Annotated in this window: 17 protein-coding genes; 6 read left to right on the top strand and 11 right to left on the bottom strand. The window is 41.1% G+C overall.

Translation table 11 applies throughout. The annotated features are described in order from the left end of the window. Nucleotides 1-184: 184 nt before the first annotated feature. From EGS71_RS14900 to hisIE, 3 genes are read right to left on the bottom strand one after another with little or no spacing between them, the layout of a single operon-like run. Nucleotides 185-1,567: an AAA family ATPase gene (locus tag EGS71_RS14900; protein ID WP_000764518.1), complete on the bottom strand. Its 1,383-nt coding sequence runs from the start codon at nucleotides 1,565-1,567 to the stop codon at nucleotides 185-187. Between the two features lie 23 nt (nucleotides 1,568-1,590). Continuing rightward, nucleotides 1,591-3,093 carry a UvrD-helicase domain-containing protein gene (locus EGS71_RS14905; RefSeq protein ID WP_000065138.1) on the bottom strand — a complete coding sequence of 501 codons (1,503 nt, stop codon included), beginning with the start codon at nucleotides 3,091-3,093 and terminating at the stop codon, nucleotides 1,591-1,593. Between the two features lie 9 nt (nucleotides 3,094-3,102). Next, nucleotides 3,103-3,870, bottom strand: a complete 768-nt coding sequence (gene hisIE / locus EGS71_RS14910; protein WP_000073503.1) for a bifunctional phosphoribosyl-AMP cyclohydrolase/phosphoribosyl-ATP diphosphatase HisIE — start codon at nucleotides 3,868-3,870, stop codon at nucleotides 3,103-3,105. A gap of 213 nt (nucleotides 3,871-4,083) precedes the next feature. Between hisIE and EGS71_RS14915 the strand changes: the two genes are divergently transcribed. After that, complete coding sequence (locus EGS71_RS14915) at nucleotides 4,084-4,350, top strand: hypothetical protein (RefSeq protein ID WP_000357679.1); 267 nt, start codon at nucleotides 4,084-4,086, stop codon at nucleotides 4,348-4,350. A gap of 1 nt (nucleotide 4,351) precedes the next feature. Here the strand turns inward: EGS71_RS14915 and EGS71_RS14920 are convergent, their stop codons facing one another. The 6 genes from EGS71_RS14920 to EGS71_RS14945 form a co-directional block, all read right to left on the bottom strand. Then, nucleotides 4,352-4,738, bottom strand: coding sequence for a VOC family protein (locus tag EGS71_RS14920; RefSeq protein WP_000703170.1), 387 nt, complete (start codon nucleotides 4,736-4,738; stop codon nucleotides 4,352-4,354). 26 nt (nucleotides 4,739-4,764) lie between these two features. Continuing rightward, complete coding sequence (locus EGS71_RS14925) at nucleotides 4,765-6,078, bottom strand: FAD-dependent oxidoreductase (RefSeq protein WP_000856577.1); 1,314 nt, start codon at nucleotides 6,076-6,078, stop codon at nucleotides 4,765-4,767. 124 nt (nucleotides 6,079-6,202) lie between these two features. Then, nucleotides 6,203-7,822 carry an ABC1 kinase family protein gene (locus EGS71_RS14930; protein ID WP_000612218.1) on the bottom strand — a complete coding sequence of 540 codons (1,620 nt, stop codon included), beginning with the start codon at nucleotides 7,820-7,822 and terminating at the stop codon, nucleotides 6,203-6,205. Between the two features lie 12 nt (nucleotides 7,823-7,834). Beyond that, nucleotides 7,835-8,503 carry a ubiquinone biosynthesis accessory factor UbiJ gene (locus EGS71_RS14935; protein ID WP_000269705.1) on the bottom strand — a complete coding sequence of 223 codons (669 nt, stop codon included), beginning with the start codon at nucleotides 8,501-8,503 and terminating at the stop codon, nucleotides 7,835-7,837. Nucleotides 8,504-8,514: 11 nt separating this feature from the next. Next, nucleotides 8,515-9,462, bottom strand: a complete 948-nt coding sequence (gene ubiE / locus EGS71_RS14940; RefSeq protein ID WP_000064213.1) for a bifunctional demethylmenaquinone methyltransferase/2-methoxy-6-polyprenyl-1,4-benzoquinol methylase UbiE — start codon at nucleotides 9,460-9,462, stop codon at nucleotides 8,515-8,517. 148 nt (nucleotides 9,463-9,610) lie between these two features. After that, nucleotides 9,611-10,318, bottom strand: coding sequence for an FFLEELY motif protein (locus tag EGS71_RS14945; protein WP_000039800.1), 708 nt, complete (start codon nucleotides 10,316-10,318; stop codon nucleotides 9,611-9,613). Nucleotides 10,319-10,525: 207 nt separating this feature from the next. Here EGS71_RS14945 and EGS71_RS14950 point away from each other — a divergent pair, with 207 nt between their 5' ends. Then, the gene (locus tag EGS71_RS14950) at nucleotides 10,526-11,944 is read left to right on the top strand and encodes a polyphosphate--AMP phosphotransferase (protein WP_000003544.1); all 1,419 of its coding nucleotides are present in this window, start codon (nucleotides 10,526-10,528) and stop codon (nucleotides 11,942-11,944) included. A gap of 22 nt (nucleotides 11,945-11,966) precedes the next feature. On the opposite strand, the gene EGS71_RS14955 is transcribed toward EGS71_RS14950, so the two are convergent. Then, entirely contained in the window at nucleotides 11,967-12,473 is a 507-nt protein-coding gene (locus EGS71_RS14955) for a hypothetical protein (protein WP_000687236.1), read from the bottom strand. A 171-nt stretch (nucleotides 12,474-12,644) separates the two neighbouring features. Between EGS71_RS14955 and EGS71_RS14960 the strand changes: the two genes are divergently transcribed. The 3 genes from EGS71_RS14960 (at nucleotide 12,645) to recD (ending at nucleotide 21,842) form a co-directional block, all read left to right on the top strand. Further along, a complete protein-coding gene (locus tag EGS71_RS14960; protein WP_000511234.1) occupies nucleotides 12,645-16,280 on the top strand; it encodes an exodeoxyribonuclease V subunit gamma in 3,636 nt (1,211 codons plus the stop codon). 3 nt (nucleotides 16,281-16,283) lie between these two features. Further along, entirely contained in the window at nucleotides 16,284-19,982 is a 3,699-nt protein-coding gene (locus EGS71_RS14965) for a UvrD-helicase domain-containing protein (protein WP_001088729.1), read from the top strand. 108 nt (nucleotides 19,983-20,090) lie between these two features. Further along, nucleotides 20,091-21,842: an exodeoxyribonuclease V subunit alpha gene (gene recD / locus EGS71_RS14970; RefSeq protein ID WP_000369443.1), complete on the top strand. Its 1,752-nt coding sequence runs from the start codon at nucleotides 20,091-20,093 to the stop codon at nucleotides 21,840-21,842. Between the two features lie 716 nt (nucleotides 21,843-22,558). On the opposite strand, the gene EGS71_RS14975 is transcribed toward recD, so the two are convergent. Continuing rightward, nucleotides 22,559-23,857 (bottom strand): EstA family serine hydrolase, encoded by a 1,299-nt coding sequence (locus tag EGS71_RS14975; protein WP_000689283.1) that lies wholly within the window; start codon nucleotides 23,855-23,857, stop codon nucleotides 22,559-22,561. Between the two features lie 212 nt (nucleotides 23,858-24,069). Between EGS71_RS14975 and rpsO the strand changes: the two genes are divergently transcribed. Continuing rightward, nucleotides 24,070-24,339 carry a 30S ribosomal protein S15 gene (rpsO, locus tag EGS71_RS14980; RefSeq protein WP_001229357.1) on the top strand — a complete coding sequence of 90 codons (270 nt, stop codon included), beginning with the start codon at nucleotides 24,070-24,072 and terminating at the stop codon, nucleotides 24,337-24,339. Nucleotides 24,340-24,548 lie beyond the last annotated feature (209 nt).

A 24,548-nucleotide genomic window follows, 5' to 3' on the forward strand; every position in this document is an offset into this window, starting at 1 on the left:
TGCGCAACTTGAATAATAAAAACGCAAAATGAAATTTATTGTACACTAAAAAATCATTAAAAATCTGATGTTATTACATGTGGTAACAACATCTAGTGATTTTTCCGCTCAAAAAACCAGATTTCATCATATATTTAGCGAATTCGGTTTTATTATAAAAATTGAGCGAAATGGATAATAAATTTTAAAGAGAGGAGGTTTCTTCCGAGGTGTCTCCAGCATGAATCATACGTAATAATTCATTTTTTTGCTGTTCATTTAGATTTTGGATTTGTTGGTACAAACTATCGATTTGAGCTGTTGCCAGCTCGGTATCAAGCGGTAAGGGATCCATATGTGGCGTTAACGCTTCATCTCGTTGTAATAACGTATAAAGATGTTCGAGTTGCTGCTGAGTGGTATTTAAATCAAGTGGACTGATTTTTCCATGCTCTAATTTAAAACATTGATATACGGCTGCATGTTCAAGCAATTCTTCACGGCTTCCGGTCACAATAATTTGTAAGCGTGGGAATGCGCGATGAAGACGATTTAAAATTTCTGAGCAATGTGCTGCATCTAGTTGTGAATCGATCTGGTCAATTAACAAAACGCCTTCACCTTCAAGACAAGGGTCTAAGCTCAACGGATTGAGCAAACAAAGCCTGCGAACCACATCGCCTACGAGTGCAATCCATGTTTTAGTGGTGTTGGAAAGTTGTTGAAAGGCCAAGACTTCACCCTTGTAATGTGCCATAAGTTGAAGTTTTGGGTGATATTGCAAATAAAAGTCTTCAAGCTCAGGAAAAATAATCTTTAATGCCGATTTTAATGCGTACAAATTAGGTGAAGGAAGCTGTTTAGGATGTCCTGCCAATTCAAGTTGTAGCTGACGTAAAATTTCTTCCTGATCTTGTGAATTGGATTGTTTTAAAATAATTCGCTGCACAACATGAGCCGCTTGTGCATTTTCAATATCGCTAATTTCACGTAACCACTCAAAAAAGCGGGCGAAGGTGGTAAACGGAATGAAGCTAATGTCATAAGCAGAAATAGACTGAGTAATACCCGGTAAATTTTTATTCAGTAAATTTATATCGTTAACAAATCGCTCTGACGGATAATAAGCGAGTAAGGGAAGACCTTGAAGTGGGTCTATTCTTGTGACTTGATGATAAAGGGTAATGGTTTGATCGAGCTGCTGAGTTTCAACTTGACTAATCCCTACGCCACTTGAATTTAAGGTCTTGAACAGTTTCCAGCTACACAGAGATGTGTCGGTTTGCTGGGTTGAAGTGGTTTCAGGGAGCTGTCCAAATTCCGGTGGAATCTGGATGCTGACTTCTATTTTAGACTGTAAACGAGAATGGCTAATGTCCTGATCTGGCATGACAATGCCTGGGGTGCGTGCATCTTTAAGGCGCGCAGGAAACCACGTTAAAGCATGATAAATATGCTTGAGTAGCATACTTTTGCCAGTCGCCTGCTCGCCTAAAATTAAAGTAATCGGTTGTTTGTCATATTGGAACTGTATTTTTAGGTCATGAAACAGAGCAATATGTTTAAATTGGATAGATTCAAGTTTCATAGGCTCACCTAATTATGAGCGCTTCAACCAACCGACTGACGAAGACTTAAAGGCGCCCTTAGTTTTAATTGTTGTATCAGATCATAAAGATGATGGATATTTAGACTTACTTTAGCACGAGTACAGGCCACGTACAGTAATCTTAACTCTTCATCTGTAATCTTATGCTCTAATCCATTAATTTTAAATTGATAGTCGTCTTCAATATGGACACGGTTCCATTCCAGCCCTTTCGCTTTATGGGCAGTCGAGATGACATAGTCAGCTTGCTCAAGGGGAGTAATCTTTGCAAGTGCTTTTTTTAATGGGTCAGTGCCGTGATCATCTACCAGCTTAACCAATGGTTTAATATCGCTTCCTTCATTGGTTTCACAGTACTCGTGAACATCATGCCATGAGTTAAACCATGCCAACTCAGGAACGTCAGTAACTCGTTTTCCTTGCTTTAAGAGGCTTGCAGCATCTACAAAACGGTTTAGTTTTTGATGGTCAGCTTGCAAACTCACTTTATCGCCGTGAACTAAGCCTGCCAATAACAGCTCCATTGCGCGAGCATTGGTACGACACAAAATCGCATCACGCATTTTTGTATGCGGTTTATTGACTACACTTGATTTCTGGTTCGGATTACCAAGCAAAGGAACTGTCTCATTTAAGCCACCTAACAACGCATTGGCGACATCGGCAATTGCCTCTCCAAAACGAAAAGAGGTCGTTAGACGAGACTCTGGCAAAGGCAGTTGTTGCATGGCATTTACTGCACCACGCCACGCGTAGATTTGCTGGTGGGCATCGCCTACATAAATAACCTGAGTACTTTTTTGACGAAGCAGAATACCCAGCATTAAAGGGTCAGCATCTTGTGCTTCATCAAATAAGACATAATCGGCCGGAATATTAGGCTCAGATAATGCCCAAAGTTTGAGGTAAATATCGTGACCAATTCCCGCTTGATGATTTGGGTCAATGGACTCTAACCAGCGGCGTTCTACAGCAGGGTAAAGGTGAGTTTGAAGTGCAGTAATATCGTCTGGATGTAACCAGTTTGGCGCCTGAATATGTCGAGGAGCTGGATATTGAGAACTGGTCGAACAGAAATAGCTTACTGCATTGGCGACAAGGCTTGCGAGGCGACTTGGCATTAAGACGTATTTTTCATAACGTCCACCCATCATTCGACGTAGGGTAATCGGTTCTAGTCGATATTCTTTTGCAATGAAGCTTGGGCTTAAGCGAGGTAAGCGTAATTTATCAGTTACGCCACGTGGCACACTGCGAAAGGCGAGTGAGTGAAAAGTACGGCAATCTACATTGCGATGAAATTTGTTTTGAGCTTCACCAGCAATGGCTTTGTTAAAAGCCAAATACATACCACGCCGTTCAGGCATGGCATCACTAATCATTTGCAACGTAGTAGTTTTACCTGTGCCCGCATAGGCAATCACTTTAAATGATTGCCCAAGACGTGCGTTATCTATGGCAATTGCTTGCTCATAGGTGGCTTTAGGTTTTTCGATATTCGACACTGAGTGATTTTAAACCTTATTGCGGTTAGCTTTTTCAACTAAACCAGATAAACCCTGACGACGACCTAACTCGTCCATAATAAGTTGTGGATTAAGATCGAAATAACCCAACATGACAATACTATGGAACCACAAATCGGCAGTTTCATAAATCAAGTCATTTAAATTGCTTTCTGTATTTTGAGCTGCGTAGTCTTTCGCAGCAATAATGGTTTCTACGCCTTCTTCGCCGACTTTTTCTAGAATTTTATTGATGCCTTTTTTGTAGAGGCTTGCAACATATGAAGTGTCTGCTTCTGCTTGCTTACGCTCTTGCATCAATTGCCCTAAGTGAGCAAGTACATCCACTTGTTCAGTAATATGAGCATGATCGTGACTTTCAGCTTTGGCTTTGTCACCGTAAATTGCAGTAGGGTCTTTTAACTGTGCATCGACAATTTCCCAGCCCTGTGGGGTGAGTTTACGGTAGAAACAAGACTCACGACCTGTATGACATGCGATACCGCCATGTTGCTCAACCTGTAATACAATCACGTCGCCATCGCAGTCCAGACGAATTTCATAAACCGTTTGGAAATGGCCTGATTCTTCACCCTTGTGCCAAAGTTTTTGGCGAGAACGGGAGAAATACACAGCCTGATTTTTTTCTGCTGTGAGTGCAAGTGATTCACGGTTCATCCACGCCACCATCAAAATACGTCCGGTTTGATGATGTTGAGCAATGGCAGGGATAAGACCATTGGAATCAAATTTAACTTCATCTAACCAGTTTGACATGAGCGGAAATCCATTCAGTGGAAATGAGCTAGTGTAGCGCTTGTGCTTAGGGTTGGCTATGCTTGTCGTATAAAAAATCGGTTATATGATTTGTCTATAAGATGGACACTAGTAAATTGTAGTTTAAGAGTTGTTTAAATTAATTTTGATTTGTGAAGCCATAGCTATTGTAAAATTATCTAAGCATATTGTTATAACTTAGGAAAATAAGTCTTGGACAAAATAGAAAATTTTGCTTGTCGAGTATGTGGTCTTATACAAGATGAAGAGCCGTGGGGGGAAAGTGGCGAAGACCCAAACTTTAATATTTGTGATTGTTGTGGTGTTGAATTTGGATATGAGGATTATACTAAAGAATCTGTAAAAGCGTACCGCAATAAATGGTTAGAGGTAGGTGCTAATTGGTGGAAATTAAAAGAGAAACCCGAAGATTGGGATATTAAAAAACAATTACAAAATATCCCTGTAAATTTTAAATAACTTATAACCTTATGTTGTTTGAAATCTCAATCAAATTTTGATCTGGATCGCGAATATAAACTGAAAGAATAGGATGCATTGCACCAGTACGCTCAATCGGACCTTCTTCAATTTGAATATTTAATTGATTAAGGTGTGCAACCACTTCTGAAATGGGAGTGTCTGAAATAAAACACAAGTCAGCAGATCCGGGAGTCGGCTGTAATGCCTTCGGTTCAAACCCGTTGCCTTGCTGGTGTAAATTTATCTTTTGATTTCCAAACTTTAGAGCCTTTCTATCACCTTTAAACGTGATGACTTCAAACCCCAATACGGTTTGATAGAAATGACAGGTAGATTCAATATTTGAGACAGTTAAAACAAGATGATCAAGATGGCTGATTTTCATGTGTTAATCACTATTATTTGGTGGGGTTAATAGTCAGACAAAGATTGGCTTTCTAAATGAAATGCACTGTTTTCTTTAGGCAATTGAGCTACCTGATCATAATCAAGTTGCTTGAATGGCCCTGTCTTTAAACCTGAAATTGTGATGGCCATTTCTTTTCGAAAATACGGGATTTGATACATCCAAGGGAAAACTAAATCTCTTAAACCTCCCGCCCACCAATGGTCAGATTGATAAAGTGGTGTTAGTAAGCGACTAAGAAATTGATAAAACTGGGTAGATGAACCGCGAAGCTGGTGATAATGCTGCCAGAGCAGGGACCAATCAATATTCTGGTTTTTTTGAGCTTGTTGCAATGATTGAGAAAAAGCCCAAGCATCCAATAATGCCATATTAGCCCCTTGTCCTAACTGTGGGCTCATCGCATGAGCTGCATCTCCAATTACCCCAATTCGACCTTGACCAAATTGAGTCATGACGACATCACGATAGTTTGCAGATAGCCATTTGGGCTGATTTTGACTGTTATACAAAATTTCTTTGAGCCACTCTGCAACTTTGGGCCAACGTTCTGAGACTTGCTTTAACCAAGCTTGTTTAGCCTGCTCATCTTGCAAAAAACTTTGTAATTGTGGCGTAGGTAAGCTCCAAAAAACACTTGAAAGGCGCTGTTGAGGTTCGGTTGGAATCGCTCCCGTAGGAAGAATTCCCATCATAATTCTCGAGCGATCATAAAATTGATGCAGAATTTCAGAATCGAGGACTTGGCACTCGGGCACGATACTCCACGCAGCCCCCCAAGGATAAGCTTTGTCAACTTTTACCCATGCTTTAGGGCGTAATTGACTACGAGCACCATTGGCAATGAGTAGGCCATCAAAGCAAGCATCAAACTTTTGATTTTGATGACTGCCGAATATCCGAACTTCATCGTTATGTTCTACAAAACTTTCAACGGAATGATTCATGCACCAAGTAATCTGGCTTGAATATTCGCTAAGTTTTTGAGTGAGAACGTGACATAAAGTGGCTCGGTGTATACCTAGACCATAAAGATTTGTTGATGCTTCGCGATAGTGACTGTTAACTAAAAGACGCTTGTCTGGAAGTTGTCCTTCTAAGCCTGTGACTTTCGCACCTAAGGTTAGGGCTTTGTCGAGCACACCTAAGTGCTCAAATACGGCTAAGCCCGCAGGTTGTAGCAGTAAACCTGCACCTACCGGAGATAACTCATCAACTTGTTCAAAAATAGTAACGTGGTTGCCTTCACGGGCGAGCAAAATCGCAGTGGCTAAACCTGCCGTGCCTGCACCAATAATGGCAAAATGAGGTGTTTTCATTGTTTGTTCTTTTCAAGCATTCATAAAACTAAATTTAGCAATGAACGGATAATCGATCTATATTTTTTTAAATTATAAGTTTTACCCATAAAAAAATCCCTTGCATGGGCAAGGGACTTGGAAGTTATTTCAATACACGCCAAAGCGCCAATAAGCTGCTCAACACAATCAAAATAATAGATACAAACCAAGGGCTAATAATCGCAATGGTTAGCAAAATTAGCATAGTACTGCCAAACATCCAGCTACGACGTTGTTGGTGTTCCATTTGCAAACGAAGTTGCTGAATTTCACGTAACTGACGGTCTTGCCAAGCGGACTGATTTTTTAAACCATTTAAGCTATCAATAATTAAACTTGGGAAATCTTGAGCGCCTAAAAGCAGGTCTGGTAATTGCTGACCAAGCTCTTTTACATTTTTGACTGGGTTCATATTAGATTTGACCCATTCTGTCAAAATTGGTTTTGCCAATTTCCAGATGTCGAGCTGCGGATAAAGGTCCGTACCTAGGCCTTCTACATGCACTAAAGTTTTGAGTAGTAGCATGAGTTGTGGCGGGATTTCTAAATGGAAGCGACGGGCAATATCCATCACTTGAATTAAGATACCCGCAAAATCAAGCTGGTCCATTGGTTTAGATACCATTGGTCCAACAGTGCGGCGCATTTCACGTGCTAACGCGTCTTGATCTGTACCCGGTGGAATCCAGCCAGCTTGATGCACAATTTGAATGAGCTGCATAAAGTTGCTGTTCATCACAGCAAGCAACATACGGGCAACTGTCATTTGGTCGTGTTTAGATAGCTCACCCATAATTGCACAGTCCAGCGCAATAAAGCGTGGATTGCTTGGGTTAATGGTTTCTACAAAGACATTACCGGGGTGCATGTCGGCATGGAAAAAGTTATCGCGGAATACTTGCGTAAAGAAAATGGTTAACCCTTTTTCTGCAAGTTGTGCGCGGTCCATACCTAAACGGTCAAAGGTTGCCGTATCTGAAATAGGGACACCGGTAATACGCTCAGCTACCATGACATCTTTGGTGTCCATGTAGACTTCTGGCACATACATCATGGTTGAACCAGTGAAGTAATGGCGCATACGACGGGTGTTATCTGCCTCAATACTCAAGTCCAGCTCATTTAAAATGATTTGGCGGTAGTCTTGAATAATTTCAGATAAATGTAATGCACGGGCAGCTTCAAGACGACTTTCTAAGGTGTTGCCTAGCCAAGCCAGAATTTCAAAGTCTTGTAAAATCTGGCTACGAATGTCTGGACGAGTAACTTTAACAACAACTTCACGTCCATCATGTAGCGCCGCTGTATGGACTTGTGCAATTGAGGCTGCTGCAAGTGGTTGATCATCAAAGCGGGCAAATAGTGTATTTACATCTGCTTTTAAAGAATCTTGAATACGTTGTTTGGCAACTTCTCCATCAAAAGGTTTGACTTGATCTTGAAGTAAAACCAGTTGGGCGAGTATTTCAGGTGGAATCAAATCACGGCGGGTTGACAGGAGTTGTCCAAGCTTAATTGCAAGCGGCCCCATATCTTCTAAAGCTTCTTTAAGCTTTAAAGGATTTTTGCGTTCACGACTAGACCATGCTGCCGGATGCATTTTTATAATGTTCAATGCATGCTTAGCTTTAACAGGTAATTCATCCGCAGGGAACAACGTATCGAGTCTATAGTGCGCTGCAATACGCCAAAGTTCGAGTAAACGTGAAACGTGCGGAATCATATAAAGTCTTACCTAGTCTTGAGTGGGTTGTAGTTGTGCATTGAGCTGCTGCAATTTAGCTTCTAGACGATCAATGTCTTGATTAAGCTTACGCGTAGCCTGATTTAAATCGTCCATTTCCCAACGTGGGGCAAATAAACCGCTGTCTTCTTTTAAGGCATCTTCAGCAAAAAATAGATGACTTTGAAGAGAGCGTTTTAAATGTTTTGGTGCAAGTTGAATCTTACCGATTTCGTGAGCGAGTTGAGGACCAACCCATTTTGATAGATGCGCAGCTAAATCAGGTTCAGCTTGCTGCATAATTTTTTGAATATCCTGTAAGAGGTGATAATCACCTTGAAGCGGGATATTACCAATCTGGTCTGGATCGCTTAATAATAATTTGATCAGTTCAACGACATCTTTGACATGCAAAGTTGCAGTGGCTTCAGAAATTTTAAATTGTGGATCAAAAGGGCGCTGCTCAAAAATTGATGGTTTTTCACTGTGCCCTGTAACGGTAGGTTCAAGACGTACTTTTTCTTGGTCAAAGAATACATCAACAGAAAGTTGCGGGCTATCGATGATAACACGCAACATTTTGCCCTGTAGCTGATTGAGCTGAATGCGGGTTAATGCATCCAGATCGATCAGATGATGAATGATACGTTCGACTGCACCGAGTGCCAGAATCGACCACATATCGTTATCCCTTACAGTTTAAAACCGCGGTGAACAGCAACAATACCGCCAGTCAGGTTGTGATAATCACAGTTCTGGAAGCCAGCATTTTCCATCATACCTTTTAAGGTACGTTGGTCTGGGTGCATACGAATTGATTCAGCCAAGTACTTATAACTTTCTGAGTCATTGGCAACCAATTTACCCATAATCGGTAAAGCAGTGAATGAGTAGAGGTCATAAAGTTTTGAGAATGGCTCAAATACTGGTTTAGAGAACTCAAGAACAAGTAAACGGCCACCTGGCTTAAGTACACGGAACATAGAAGCAAGCGCTGCGTCTTTATCTGTCACGTTACGTAAACCAAAGCTAATGGTTACAAGGTCAAAGCTGTTGTCTGCAAAAGGTTCTAAAGTTTCTGCATTGGCAAGTACAAAATCGACATTGGTACAGCCTGCATCAATTAGACGATCACGGCCAACATTGAGCATAGATTCGTTAATGTCTGAAAGTACCACATGACCCTGCGGGCCAACTTCACGGCTAAATACTTTTGCTAAGTCGCCTGTACCACCAGCAATGTCTAACACATGTTGACCACGGCGAACACCAGACATGTTAATTGCAAAGCGTTTCCATAAACGGTGAATACCAAATGACATCAAGTCATTCATAAGGTCATATTTGCTTGCAACTGAGTGGAAAACTTCAGCAACTTTTTGTGCTTTATCTTCAGTTCGAACTGTTGAATAACCAAAGTGTGTTGTTTCACCAACGTTGCCAGTGTTGCCTGCACCACGTGGTAAATTGTATTTCGGCACAGAACCGCTAACTGGTGTATCTGTTAAGGTTTGCTGTAAAGATTGTTGTTGCCCTTGAGGTGTACCTTGCGGTAAAGGTGAGCTTAGGAATGGGCTAACTTTGTCTGAACTTTGTGCCTGCTCAGTTGGAGATGTTGGCTTTTGGTTTTCGTTAGACATATTGTCTCTCCTAGACTCAAACTCAAGTGAAACGGAATAAGTTCTGCATGATGACAGATTTTGTCTATTTTTACAGGCATCATCATGCAAATATAATGAATAAAATCTCAACTTCGTGAGGTTGAGTTTTTTCTATGTGCCGACCTTATCACACTCTAAACGGATTCGGATGTCCTGAATGTACTTTTTCAACAATCTGGCGTTCTTTTTCCGTAAAAGTTTTAATAAAGGCCTCAGCCGATTTTAAAGGTTTCATTGCGCTAAAACCATCTTGAATAAAATCATACATCAATTCGAAGTGATATTTTTGTGCAATACCTTTACACATTTTAAAAGCAGTAAACATCATAAATGAACGCATGTATTTATCGAGTGCTGCTCCTAAATCGTCAAGAAGGGCAAGCTGCTGGTAACGGGCTTCGGCCTGATCAAGCTTGATTAAAGTTAAGCGCATGATCTCGTCGGTAAGTACAGTATCTGCCGGATAGTCTTCAAGAAGCTGCATTGCTACTTGTTCATCAAGTTGAGTGGCAAGTACAGCCAAACTTACCGACTTTGTACCTGTCTTAATTGCGTTTTCAGGTAAAACCTTTTCTGCTTTATGTGCATATTTCAATAAACGTTCAATTTGTGCTGCAAGCGCATCGAACTCTGGTCCACCATATAAACGGTTTAAAAAGTACTGAGCCATCAGTTTGTGTTCTGGTAAATTAAAAAAGTCGTGATGCGTCTCTTTCATCCGTTCTTTTAGCCATGTTTGTACATCTTGCAAACGTTGGGCAAGCACTGGATTGTCGTGATAATTAAATGTTTTATATTGTTGTAAAAGTTCATCAAAAGCAGCGAGTTTAGACATGTAAGGCTCTAATATTGGGCTATTTACAAAAAATCATAAGAGGCATTGTAACCTTCTACTATGGCGAGTAGATGTAAAAAAAATGATTTATGCGTCAATTTTCAGGTTAAATCGTGTTGCAATGACATAATTTGTATAGCAATTCATCACCCAAGCGCATAAGTTAAATAATGGCGAAATTAAATAAAAAGATTAGAGCAGTGGACCATGAGTGAACAACAACCAAAATTTGAAATACGAGACGAAGAACAGCTTTCAGTTGATTTAATTGAAGCACAATATGCTTTAAAAGAAAGCCGAGGGAAACCCAATGCCAAAAGCACACTCATTTTAATGAGTGGTATTGAGTTAGCTGGAAAAGGGGAAGCGGTTAAACAGCTTCGTGAGTGGCTAGATCCAAGATACCTGCGGGTAAAAGCAGATGCACCACGTGTGCTGACAGATTCTGAAGCATTCTGGCAGTCTTATTCAGCATTTATTCCGACTGAAGGCCAAATTGTGGTGATGTTTGGCAACTGGTATAGCGATTTGTTGGTTACGGCAACTCATGTGTCAGAACCTTTGGATGATGCGCGTTTTGATGCCTATGTTGAAAATATGCGAGCGTTTGAACAGGACCTAAAAAATAACTATGTCGATGTCATTAAGGTTTGGTTTGATCTTTCGTGGAAATCACTCCAAAAACGGTTAGATAAAATAGACCCATCTGAACAGCATTGGCATAAGCTTCACGGCCTAGACTGGCGTAATAAAAAACAATATGACACTTTGCAAAAGCTACGCCGTCGCTTTACCGACGATTGGTACATTATTGATGGGGAAGATGAAAAACAGCGCGATCAATTTTTTGCTCAGTATCTTTTACAACACATGCGTCAACTGCCTGAACATGAAACTGAAGTCAAAGGTAAATGGCAACAGGCAAAAATTCCCGAGAGTTTATTAAAACCTGCTCAGGAAAAAATGGATAAAGCCGAATATAAAAAAGAGCTCGATAAACTCAGTAAAAAAATTGCCGATACCATGCGCTTTGATAAACGCAATGTGGTGATTGCATTTGAAGGGATGGATGCTGCTGGTAAAGGCGGGGCCATTAAGCGAATTGTTAAAAACTTAGATCCGCGTGAATATGATATTCACTGTATTGGGGCGCCTGAACGTTTCGAAGCAAGACACCCGTATTTGTGGCGTTTTTGGAACCGTATTAATGAAGCTGAAAAAATTACCATTTTTGACCGTACCTGGTATGGTCGTGTGCTGGTAGAGCGTGTTGAAGGATTTGCTTCACCTATCGAATGGCAAAGGGCATATGATGAAATCAATCGCTTTGAAAAAGACTTATTTGATAGTCAAACGATTGTGGTAAAAATTTGGCTGGCAATTAGTAAAGATGAGCAAGAGCAGCGTTTTAAAGCCAGAGAAGAGACACCGCACAAACGCTTTAAAATTACTGCCGAAGATTGGCGTAACCGTGATAAGTGGGATGATTATTTAAAGGCGGCTGCAGATATGTTTGAGCGAACCAGTACCGAATATGCGCCTTGGTATATTGTCGCAACAGACGATAAATACACTGCACGCTTAGAAGTGTTAAGAGCTATTTTAAAACAGCTGAGAGCAGATTAAACTCTCAGCCGTAAGTTAGATTTTAGTTTACAACCGTGCCACGACTTTTTTGTTGAATACGTTTAGCAAGGTTGTAGCTGTCATTAAGATGAGTTTGGGCTATTTTTTTCATCATAAAATAGCCTAAACTTGCTGCGACAAGTTGCCCACCTAGTGGTACAAATTTTGTCACTTGTTTGGTAACAATCTTTCCAAAGAAACCGTTAAAGGTTTTTTTAACGGTAGTACGAGCGACCACAAAGCCTGAAAATTGAAAGCCGCGTTTTCGTAATTCATCCCAGTGAATTGTTTTTGTTTTTGGATCATAGACACTGACATGTTCAGGCGCTAAACCAAAACGGGAATTAATATCGGGAATAAGCTGTGACAAAATTCCCAAATCTACTACCACGTCAAAAAAAGGAATGGGTACAATTGCTGCACCAGCAGAGACGTAAGCTCTTTTCTGAATGAGTTCTTGGCACTCATCGCGAATTTGTTCCAGATTTAGGCTAGGATCAATATAGTCAGGAATGTTATCAATTTTCATAATGTTTTACCTGTAATGTGTTCCTTGAAGGTGCCTTGCCAACACAAGGTAAGTGACACCTAAAATGAGATTATGCTGTGTTTAAACCAACGTGACATAGTCAGATTCAGTTGTATAGTAATGAATGTTTATGATTTTGTGCATAAATTATGCGAGTAGGATATGAAATAAATGGGTATCCATGTTATTCAAAGTCAACGTATTGATGTGTTGTTGCAGGGCGTACTGGCATCTACGTCCCAGCCGTCTACGCATCCATTACAGGTTTTGAAAGCCCAGCATTTCATTGTGCCAAGTCCTGCCATCGAGCAGTGGCTGATACAAAAACTTGCAGAACAGCAAGGAATGAGTGCCAATTACCAGTTTCACCAACGTGTGCGCGGGTTTCAGTGGTATGCCTATCAACAGGTCCTCACGGCACATAAGGAGCAGGTTCGTAAAGCCAATATTCCACGCTTGATTTTTAAATGGCGTGTACATCAAGCCTTACAGGAATTTATTCAGCCTGATGTTATGAGCATAGATAGCTCTCATCCACTGCATTCTATTGTTCAACGTATTTATGACAGCGCAGATCGGCTTGAACAAGGTATTGAGAAGCAGCTAAAAAAGCAAAAAATGTTGTATTGGGTTGCCGAGCAGGTTGCCGATTTATTTAGTAACTACATGGTCTATCGGGGACAGTGCCAGCGTGGTTGTGAAAATATGTGTACTTGTCCAAATAACTGGTTAGCAGCATGGGGACAAGGTCGCGCGCTGGATATCGAAAAGTATATTGCCCATAAAGATAAAGAAGTTTCGGCATTTACTTTGCAGCAAACCCAAGAGTTAGAACGTTGGCAGCGCTGGTTATGGCAGCAGCATTTTCATGATGATTTTATGCAAATGCAGCAAATTGATGAGTTGTTTTGGCAAGAGTTAGAGCATCCTGAGCGCCAGAAGAAGGCATTGGCTCGTTTGCCGCAGCAAATAGTCATTTTTACTTTACTGGATTTACCGCCCAGCCAGCTTCAGTTTTTGCGCCGTTTAGGGCAATACATTGATGTGTTGATTTTGCACTATAACCCTTCGCAAGAATATTGGGCCGATAGTGTCGACCCACTCTGGAAACAGCGCTATGACTTAGGGGTAAAAGAGCGTTTTATAGCAAAGAACCCCCAAGCAACCGATGCGGAAATTGCCGATTTCTTTAATAAATTTACGCTTAATTTTAATGCTGAGGCGCGTGAGTCAAGACATCCACTTTTAACCAGATTGGGCAAACAAGCCCGCGACCACTTCTCATTACTCTCAAACTTGTCTACAGGTGAAGAAGGTAAGTGGGTGGATGCCTTTGTAGATGATTTTCCTGAAAGTTTACTTGGCAAAGTTCAGTCAGATATTTTGCACTTGGTGGAACCCCAAGCAAAGCAGTATGAGCTTGCCCCTAACGATGACTCAATTCAGATTCATGTTTGCCACTCGACATTACGGCAACTTGAAGTATTGAAAGAACAATTGATTGGCTGGTTGGCAAAACCGCACGAACAGCCACGTCGTCCAAATGATATTTTGGTTTTAGTTCCTAATTTGGCAGAAGTAGAGCCTTTAATACGAAGTATTTTTCCTGCTACTGCAACTGAGCAAGGCGTGCATTTGCCTGTCAAAATAGCAGGAATTGCCTCACTCGATGCACTTAATGCATGGCGTGCCGTGATTGGGCGTATTCACCTTATGCAAGGGCGATTTAGCTTTGATGAGTTTGCTGACTGGCTTGGTTTACACGCGACGCAGCAGCGTTATGCACTTGAATATGCTCAAGTAGAGCGAATTTTAAACTTACTTGCCGATGCAGGGTTTAAACGTGGGCTTGATGCAGAGCATCTGAAACGTAGTTTATGTGACGGCGATGATGATTATCGATATAGCTTTAAATTTGCTTTAGAGCGGTTAGCGCTCGGCATAGCAATTCCCGAACATGCTACATTTAATCAGGTGCTGAGTTACGCTAAGGTTCAACCGGGCGATTTTGAGCTTATTGGTACACTCATTCAAATTTATCAAGATTTAAATGAACGCCGTGACTGGCTCATTATGCATGAGCAGAAAAAAAGTCATACGGTGGAATACTGGCTGCAAATACTCTCGCAAGATATTATCGAGTTTGAGCAGGCCGGTGTGGCTGCTTTAAAAACTGCGCGGGAAATTGTAAAAAAACAAGAGCGTATGTTAACGCTCGCAAGCTACTATGCCGAGACAGAAACAGGCACCTTGCGTAAAATCACCTTGCCTTTGCCTTATATTCTAGATGAGATTCAGCGAACTTTAGAAAATCAAACGGCTCAAGCTGAACCGACTGGACAGATTACCTTTGCCCAGATTGGACAAATTCGTCCTTTGCCTTATCGTTTAATTGTGATGTTGAACCTTGATGCAGGGCAGTTTCCAAATCGAGACACCCATGTGCCATTTGATTTGATGGATGCCTTACGTCAACAATTAGGTGATCGTTCCCGTCTTGAGGATGACCAAGGCGCTTTCTTAGATGCCCTACTTTTAGCTCAAGAAAACTTATGGCTGTTTTATAACGGCTTTGATGTCAATGACGGTGAGGTGAGAGATCCTTCTAGTATTCTTCAAGAGTTCCGTGAGCATCTTGCACTTATTGTAAAGCCAGAACCAAATGCACCCGATCGAGAAGTGATTGAAGGTATTGAAATCCCGACTCAATTAAAACAGCTCTATCACTTACATTATTTACAGCCATTTGACCCTAAAGGTTTTATGGCCGAGAACCGCTATATTCGTTATCAAGATCACTGGTTTAACGTGGCGATGCAAATTCAGCAAGCTTCCGGTGTTCTCAAGCCTTGGGCAAATATATCTTATCCTTTAGAAATACCTGACATGTTGGTTTTAGACAGCCATCAGTGGATACAGGATGTGACTTTCCCCGCACGTTTATATTTAAAAACTTTAGGCGTAGAAAACTTAGGAAATGTAGGCGTATTAGATCAGAATGAACCTTTGCTTTTAGATGGTTTGGGCCGTTATACCATTCGACATTTTTTACAGCAAAACGAACAGCAGGCACAGCCTGAAGTTCTACTTGATCAGTTGCCTGTAGGCAAAGTTCAATACAGTGCATGGCAACAGGGCATTTTTGAACAGGAATGTTTGCTTGAGCGCCTTCATCATTACGCGCCAGCCGTGACACAAACGACTCAGCGTGTGTGGCGAATTGCCAAACAGCTACATATGAATATTACGGTGCCAAAATCTGAAACTCAGGATTGGGTCAGCATGGAAGCATCAAGTGCTCGGGCAAAAAGACGTGCAAAAGTCTGGTTAGAGTACCTGCTTTGGTTGGCCTATTTAAATGAAGGAAGTGCAGGAACTGAAAAACGCCGCATTGTGGTTTTTAGTGACCAAACTGTCATCTGTAAAGGTATTAGTTCGGAGCAAGCTCGGCAGTATTTACAACCGTGGTTTAAGATCTGGCGTTATGCTCAACAGCAGCCACTCGTGTTACCAGCAGCTTTATTATTAAAGCCACTTGAAAAAGCCAAGGCATATCAGTGGGAAACAACAAATCCGACAGAAAAAATAAAACTGGATGAGAAGAGCTATGCGGAGCTGTTAAAATACTGGAATGAAACGGGGACATTTACCTCTATCGATATGACACAAAATGAAGCGTGCAAGTTACATCAAGACTGGCGTTTCATTTTGCAAGAACAAGATGCACAAGCATTACTTCAACATGCTTGTGATGAGTTTGCCTATGACCTGTATCATCCGGTTTTTCAATTTCAACATTCGGAGTAAGGCATGAACTCAAGAGTACAGGTGTCTTATCAACCTATTATTGATATTGAATTTAGTGGACTGCATTTAATTGAGGCTTCGGCGGGTACCGGGAAAACCTATACACTGTCGAGTTTAATGGTTCGTATTTTTCTTGAGAAATATTTACCGGGCCAAGTCATTGCAACAACATTCACCCGTGCTGCTGCGGCTGAGTTAAAAAGCCGGATTCGTGCGCGTTTGGTCGAAACCCACCGTTACTTAGATACCAAGCGGAGCTTGACTGAAAAAGAGATCCTTTTGCAGGCCGAGCAAGAATCTGACTTATTACTGCAACATATTCTCAAGCATTTTGCGACACGTATTGCCTATGCCTGTGAGCGTTTAAAGCTCGTTATCGATCAGTTAGATGAGCTGTTTGTCGGAACACTTGATAGCTTTAGCCAAAAGCTATTACGTGAGTTTGCCTTTGAAAGTGGCAAAATTGAACGTGCTCAAATTACCGATGACGCTAAAACCTATAGCCGTCAACTGATTCATGATGTTTTACGTGAATGGATACAGTCTCAGCCTCAAACCGTGATTGATGCGTTGTATCTGGCAGGAGAGTTAAAAAGTGTCGACAGTTTTGTCAAACTGGTCGAAGACTCACTGAATTTTAGTTCGGCTCACTTTAAGCTTCCCGAAAAGCCTACCATTCAGTTTGAACAGCTTGCTCAGCTCAAACAGTTGGCAGCAGAAATTGATATCAGTCTTCTAGAACCATATTACTCGCTTGATGGCGAACACTATAAACATGTAAGCGGCACAATATTTCGTAATGGAGCATTTAATAAGTTATTTAGTGAATGTTTGCCACAGTTATTACAAGTTTTAAAGCAAAGCGACAGTATTTTAATTTTTGATGGGTCTTTGGCAGTACATCGGGAACTCGTTTTTAAGTTTTTAGGCCAGCTTGCCGATCAGAAAGTTTTCAAGAAATGTCCTGCCGAAATTTCGGATGGATTTTATCAGCATCCTTGTATTCAGCAGATTCAGCAGTTGTTTGGTGTGCTGAAAAACTATGCTGAACAGTTCGATCAGCTTCATATTTATTTAAAAGCCTATTTATGTGTAGAGGTTAAAAAACGTTTACCACAGGTTTTACAAAACAAGGGCGAGACGACTTTTTCTCAGCAAATTCGCACTTTGTCAGAAGCTTTAAAGGGTGAGCAGGGGCAACGTTTCGCCGTATTTGTGCAGGCTCGATACCCCTTAATTTTGGTTGATGAGTTTCAAGACACCAACCAAGACCAAGATGACATGCTCGCCAGCATTTGGCGTCATCCAGAACGTTACCAAAAAGGTTGCATGATTATGGTGGGTGACCGTAAGCAGGCAATTTACGGTTTCCGTGGTGGGGATATGCTCACCTTCTTGAATGCCTACAAAGATATTCAGGCAAAGCATGGTCGTGAATATAAGTTAATTCATAACCACCGTTCAGTCGCTGACTTGGTTGAAGTGGTTGATGCGTTATTTCAAAGGCAAATCGACTTTGGTGAACAGGTTCAATATGACCCGATTCGGGCAGGGACTCGACCTCATCCGGTTTTAATCGATCAAAACCAGCCTAATCCGCATCCTTTACGTTGGCTCATGCTAAAAGACAAGGAAACGGAAGCACAGCAAGTCGCGTGGAAAATACGTGATTTACTCAATCAGTCACATGCAGGACAACTTTATTTTCAAAAAGATGCTCAGACTCAAACCTTAAATGAAGATGATATTGCGGTCTTGTCGCGTAATCATGATGGTCTTGATAGAGTTCAATTTGAATTAGAACGTTTAGGAATACGAGTTAATCGGCCATCAAAACGAAGTGTTTTTGATTGCACAATTGCTCAGGATGTTGGGGCCTTACTCACTGCGATTCTTCATCCTTACGATGAGGCCAAAGTGAAACGAGCTTTGATTAGCCGTTTATTTGCTATGGACCTTAAACAGCTGTTGCAACTCGAACAAACGGCCGAAGGTTTAAGCCAGTTTATGACGGGTTTTGATACTATTCGGGAATTGTGGTCAGCTCAGGGCTTTTTAGTAGCATGGCAGCAATGTTTAAACCAATTTGGCATTTGGAAAAATCTGGTTGCTGTCCAGAGTAAAGATAATGAGCGGGTTGTGGTGAACTTGCGTCATTTGACCGAAATTTTGAGCCAACATAGCGAGAAATATCAGGGCGCGCAAAATCTCTATCACTGGTATCTCAAGCAATTACAATCACCGCTTGATCGTGAATGGGAGTTAGAGCGTAGGTTGTCGAGTGAAGCTGGCGTACAGCTCATGACCATTCACCAGTCAAAAGGTCTTGAGTTTAAAATTGTCTTTTTGCTCGGGGCCGACAAGCCATTTCGGGAAAATAACAAAACACTTAACTTCTCGACCCAAGATATAACAGTTCCAGAGTCGGCTCAAACTCTAACACAACGTGTTGTTGCGATTGCCGATAAAACATATTTAAACGAAACCGAGCTGAAGCAGCATGAAGAACGGGCTTTGGCGGAACAAAACCGTCTATGGTACGTTGCTTTAACTCGGGCAAGTCATCGTGTTTATGCGCTCTTACAAGATACGGATGGCAAGTCTGTTTCAGGTTTGGCATTTTGGAAAAACAGAGCTGAACCATTCCAGCACCGTTGTTGTACCGATGAAATAATTTTGGAGCAACCACCTGCTGCAAGACATTTAAATCAACACATCAATATTATTGAGATACAGGCACAGCATTTTCCTGATCAGCGCTTTTATTCGAGAGGCAAAACCAGTTTTAGTTATCTGGCACAGCATTTAAGACATAAAGTAGGTACAGATTTACTCGCGAGTCAGAGCCATGAAGCTGTTTTAGCCGAAGATGAACTCGATCAGGTTATTTCTGTTGAGGCGCCCGCAGCACAGCCCATTAGCTGGATCAAAAGCAATTTTCCAAGAGGGACGCTCGCAGGTAATTTCTTACATGAAATTTTTGAGCATATTGATTTTCAATGTTCAGATGAGTGGGTAAGTGAAATACGTCGTCGTTTTAAAAATGACTACAGTAGTTTGTGGCAAGATTTATTAATCAAATACCAAGAAAGCTTTCCCGAAGAACAAGAAGCGGAATATTCGCTTTATCACGCTGTGGCCGAATGGTTGCAAGAGATTTTAAGCACGCCGTTATATCAAGGCTTTCGCCTAAATCGGTTACAGCCAGAGCACTATTTATCAGAGTGTCCTTTTTATTTGGCCCTGTCAGATCGTGTACTAGCCATGAAACGTATTCAGCAGCTGTTTGCTGAATATGGTATGGAAATGCCAGAGTTATTAGAGGCTCGTTCTGCACGCTATTTAAATGGTTCGATAGACTTGGTTTATTTTGATGGGCAGCGTTATCACATTGCTGACTATAAGAGTAACTATTTGGGTGAGAACCTTGCTGATTACAGTGTAGAAAGCATTGCACAAAGTATGTCTTTAGCCAGTTATTGGCTACAAGCAGGCCTGTATTTGGTTGCATTACATCGTTATTTAAAAGTCAAAATGCAGAATTATGATATTGAACAACACTTAGGTGGGGCGACTTATCTTTACTTGCGCGGTATGAATGGCGAAGCTAAGCAGGGTTATTATTATTGGCAGCCAAGTACAGAATTTGTTCTACGACTCGATGCTATTTTAGGGTACTTTGCTGAGGATAAAATTGCATAAAAAATGCTGATAAATGATCTAATTTTAGAATTAACAAATACTTGGGGTGTGGATAAGCCTGTCTATAACCATGTGGACAAGCGTGTGGAAAACTAGGTGGATAAGTGTGTGGACAATCTAAATAGCCCTGAACAAAGCGATTTAAGCTGGTTAACGACTTGGAGTACCTTTCTAAATCAAGCCCCGTTTACTGCACAGACACAAGCTCCAGAGGCAGCTTATTTTTTGCAGCAGCTGATTGAAGCGAGCTTGCAGGGTGACAGTTGTATTGAGATTAGCCCAGAGCAAATAGAAACACTTGGCCAACTGGTGATATCTGCTGAACAAGCAAAGTCTCAAGTTGCCCCTTGTGTCCACGACGGGCAGGGGTTGGCATTATACCGATATTGGAACCTAGAGCAACGTCTAGCTGAGCAAATTCGCCGATTAAAGCAACAACCAATTCAACCTGTTTCATGTGAAGAGCATTTAGACTTATTAACTGATCCTCATCAGCGAGCTGCTTTGCAAATGGTGACTCGGCAGAGCTTAAGTATTATTACAGGTGGGCCGGGTACAGGTAAGACCTATACGCTTGCTCGTATTATTGCTGTGCTTAGTCAGGCAATTCCGCATATCCGTGTGGCGATGGCTGCTCCGACGGGTAAAGCTGCACAGCGTATGCAAGAAGCCTTACAAAACTCGTTTAATGATCCCAAACTGCTTGAGTCGGGGCTAATGAGTGATGAGCTAAGAAACCAAAGTACCCAAACTATCCATCGATTATTAGGTATGGGGCATAGTCAAACTCCACGCTTTAATCAAAAACAGCCTTTGCCTTATGACGTTATTGTGGTGGATGAAGCCTCTATGCTGGACTTAAATCTGGCAACGTTATTATTTGAAGCGGTCCCTGAGTCTTGTCGAATTATTTTATTAGGCGATGCCAACCAGCTTGCTTCTGTAGACGTCGGAGCGGTACTTGCAGATTTACAGCAAATCGAGGCTTTGTCTGAAAACCGTGTTCACCTTCAAACCAGCCGTCGTTTTGCGGAGGGGGCTTTGATTGGTCAGGTTGCCCGATTTATTCAAATGCAAACCGGTCAAATTGACCATGAGCAAGTTTTACAACAATTTGAAATCGATATTGTTCAAGTTTCAGAGTTACGTTCAATATCTTTAGAAGCTGATATGCCCGATGTGGTTCAGCTTGAATACTTACCCGAAGAGTCACCTATAGCGCTAGAAACTTACTACCAAAAATTGATGGTGGGTTTTCAAGGCTATGTGCAAAGCTTAAAAGCTTATATACAAGATGATCGTTCACTTGAACATATTGAAAATATCGTTAAGTCATTCGATGACTACCGTATTTTAACTGCCGTACGTCATGGGCCATTTGGTTTACAGCAACTTAATCAATATGCCGAACGCTGGTTACAACAACAGCTAGGTATTGTGACTTTAGGAGGATGGTATGTAGGCCGTCCGGTTATGATGACTTATAACGATTACCAGCTCGGTATTTCAAATGGTGACATTGGTTTATGTTTTGAACATAGAACCCAGCCGCAACAGTTTGAAGTGTATTTCCCAAGTTTAAATAAGTGGGTTGCTGCAAATCGGCTACCTAAAAGTATTCAAAGTGCATTTGCTTTAACAATTCACAAATCACAAGGTTCTGAATTTACCCATACAGCTGTTGTTCTTGATCAGGCTGCCAAGAATTTGTTAAGCCAAGAGTTGATCTACACTGCGATTACACGAGCCAAAAAAGTAGTGAGTTTATTGGTCGATCCAGAGGCGTTACTTCAATCTTTTACAGTTCGCACGACAAGAAAAAGCGGTTTAGTTGAAAAAGTTAATCGGTTAGTTCGTTAAGCCAAACTTAATATTTTTACCCTTGTAAGAAAAAGCTTACATGGATTCGAGATATTTGCTGCTAGAGAACCCACCCTGTTTTTGAGATTATAAACGCACAACGAGCTTGGCAAGGAATGTCGAGCAAAATCGCACAATAATAATAACTTAAGTCGAGAGACTGCGAACTTACAATGATGTAGGTGAATAAAGAGGAAACTTACAGCCGCTAAGCCTTGTAGTTTTGGGAGAGACTACAGGGCTTTTTTATATTTAAGTCTTAACCCTACCAAAATATCTGAATAAATCTTTAGATGACTCACCCTATTTCTTGCTTATATTATCAATTATTTAACTCAATAATTTTTAATATATTTATTTGTAATATGATTCTTAAATAAGCATTTTTCGCGTGAATTGTTAAGTTAAATGTTATACAGAACCGTATGTTATTTAGCATTTACAGATAAACGATAAATATTAGACAGACCTGTACGTTTTCGCTTACATGATGATAAGAAAAATACTACTTTTCTTCATAATTGGATATGACAAAATACATCCCATAAGGAAATAGAACTAAAACAACGGAAGTGAGTAAAACGAGAAGAAGGATGTGGAAAGCATCTCACACATAACAATAAGAACAGCGATAAACACGATAAACAACAACTACAGCGCCAAAAACCCAAGCAGAAATGCTTGGGTTTTTTATTTTGTCGCTGGGTTGATTTTAGCTATACCAGATCGGTTTCATGCGAATCACTACCAAATAGTGAACGGCGTTGATCTCTAGGAATTCGTGGACATTGAGTCGAAATTTGATAAAGCAGATTAGCTAGGGCAGGAAGGTGGGTACCGACCACAGATTTGCCAGTAGTTAACAAAGAAACGCTGATATCACGTTCTGGGTCGGCCCAACACAAAATATTGGAAAAACCGAGGTGACCAAAAGCTTGTCCAGTCATTGGACCAAATAAGCCTACCGGATTACTGCCTAGCATTGGTCCTAAGGCATAGCGCATCGGTATTAATAAAGTTCGGTCAATGTTAACTCCTGTGGTAGGGAGTGTTGCTCTAAAAATTGTTTTCTCGCTTAAAATTTGTTTGCCTTGGTAGCTTCCCCCACTTAAAAGCATTTCAAAGAAGCGTCCAGCTTGTTCTGCACTGGTATAAATATTACCAGCGGGACAGATGGTATCCATAAAACGGTTATCATTAGTGACATCTACAGCGAGTTGTAAGCCTCCACCTAGTACATGATTGAGATAATGATCTGTTCCTAAGCGAGGATGTAAACCTGTTGCACAATTAAGAGCAACTTCAGCACGATATTCTGGTTTTAAGCCATAGTTAAAATAGGGCATATCCATCGGTTTCTCGATAGTCTCATGCACAAATTGGCGAAGGTCTTGCCCTGTAACCCGTTCAATAATTTCTCCTAAGATATAACCTGCCGTTACTGCATGATAGGCGAGGTGATTTCCCGCTGGAGAAACAGGTCTTGCTGCGTATAAACGCCTTAAAATTTCATCTTTATCAAAAAGCAGTTCAGGTGTGACATCTCCATCAACATAAGGAATGCCTCCACGATGAGATAATAAATGAAAGATTGTCGCGCGGCGCTTTCCGTTCACCCCATACTCGGGAATATAATAGCTCACCGGGTCAAGTAAGTTGATTTCGCCTTTTTCATCTAAAAGATGAATTAACATGGCAGTAATCATTTTGGATGCTGAAAATAGACAAACGGGAGTATCTGGCGTTGCGACGAGTGCATTCTCTTGCAGACCAGCCGGAGAGTTTCCTTGAGCATAGCCAATGCTTCGATTTAATAAAATTTTCCCCTGTCGACGTAAGCAAAAAGTAATGAGCGGATAGTTTCCGGTTTTATAGAGTGACTCAATACTTTTCCAGATTTTTTGAACTTGCTGTTCACTCATTCCACCTAGTTCGGCAGGTACTTCATCTTTGTGATGAATGACCGATTCAAGGTCATTCGGTACCGGACAGGTATTGGTCGAAAATATTTTCACACGTCCCTCGCGTTTCTTTCTTTTTATTCAAGGCTAAGTGTGCAGGGTTAAGGAGCTGATGTCAGTGTCTAAAATGACAGGTAACAGAAAACTATTTTGCAATCCATATATAGATACCTTAAAATAGGCAACTTGCTGTAGTGATGCACGGCAGTCAGTTGCGCTCAACTGATTCATATCATTTTATTTTTTAAGCATCTCGGAGAAATCGAATGGCTTTAACTAATGCAGACCGCGCAGAGATCATTGCTAAATTTGCTCGCGCTGAAAACGACACTGGTTCACCAGAAGTACAAGTAGCTTTATTGACTGCTCAAATCAATGATTTACAAGGTCACTTCAAAGCTCACAAACACGACCACCACAGCCGTCGCGGTTTGATCCGTATGGTTAACCAACGTCGTAAATTGCTTGACTACTTAAATGGTAAAGACCACGAGCGTTACACTGCTTTGATCGGTGCTTTAGGTCTACGTCGTTAATTCGATTTTGCTTTGTTTTCGGTTTATCGCATGTTGCTATGCTTTGTTTCTGAAAAGAAAGTTTCGTCTAATAAACCATTAGGCGATTTATAGAAGGGGCGCTTGTGCGCTCCTTCTTTGCGTTTAATATTATTTAAAATTTTTGGTCTAGTGTGATGGCTTCTAAGCTTTGTCATTTACCTACCGATAGTTGTAGCCTGAATGCCAAA

Origin of the sequence: Acinetobacter sp. FDAARGOS_559, from assembly GCF_003940475.1 — a bacterium.
Classification (GTDB): Bacteria; Pseudomonadota; Gammaproteobacteria; order Pseudomonadales; family Moraxellaceae; genus Acinetobacter; species Acinetobacter baumannii.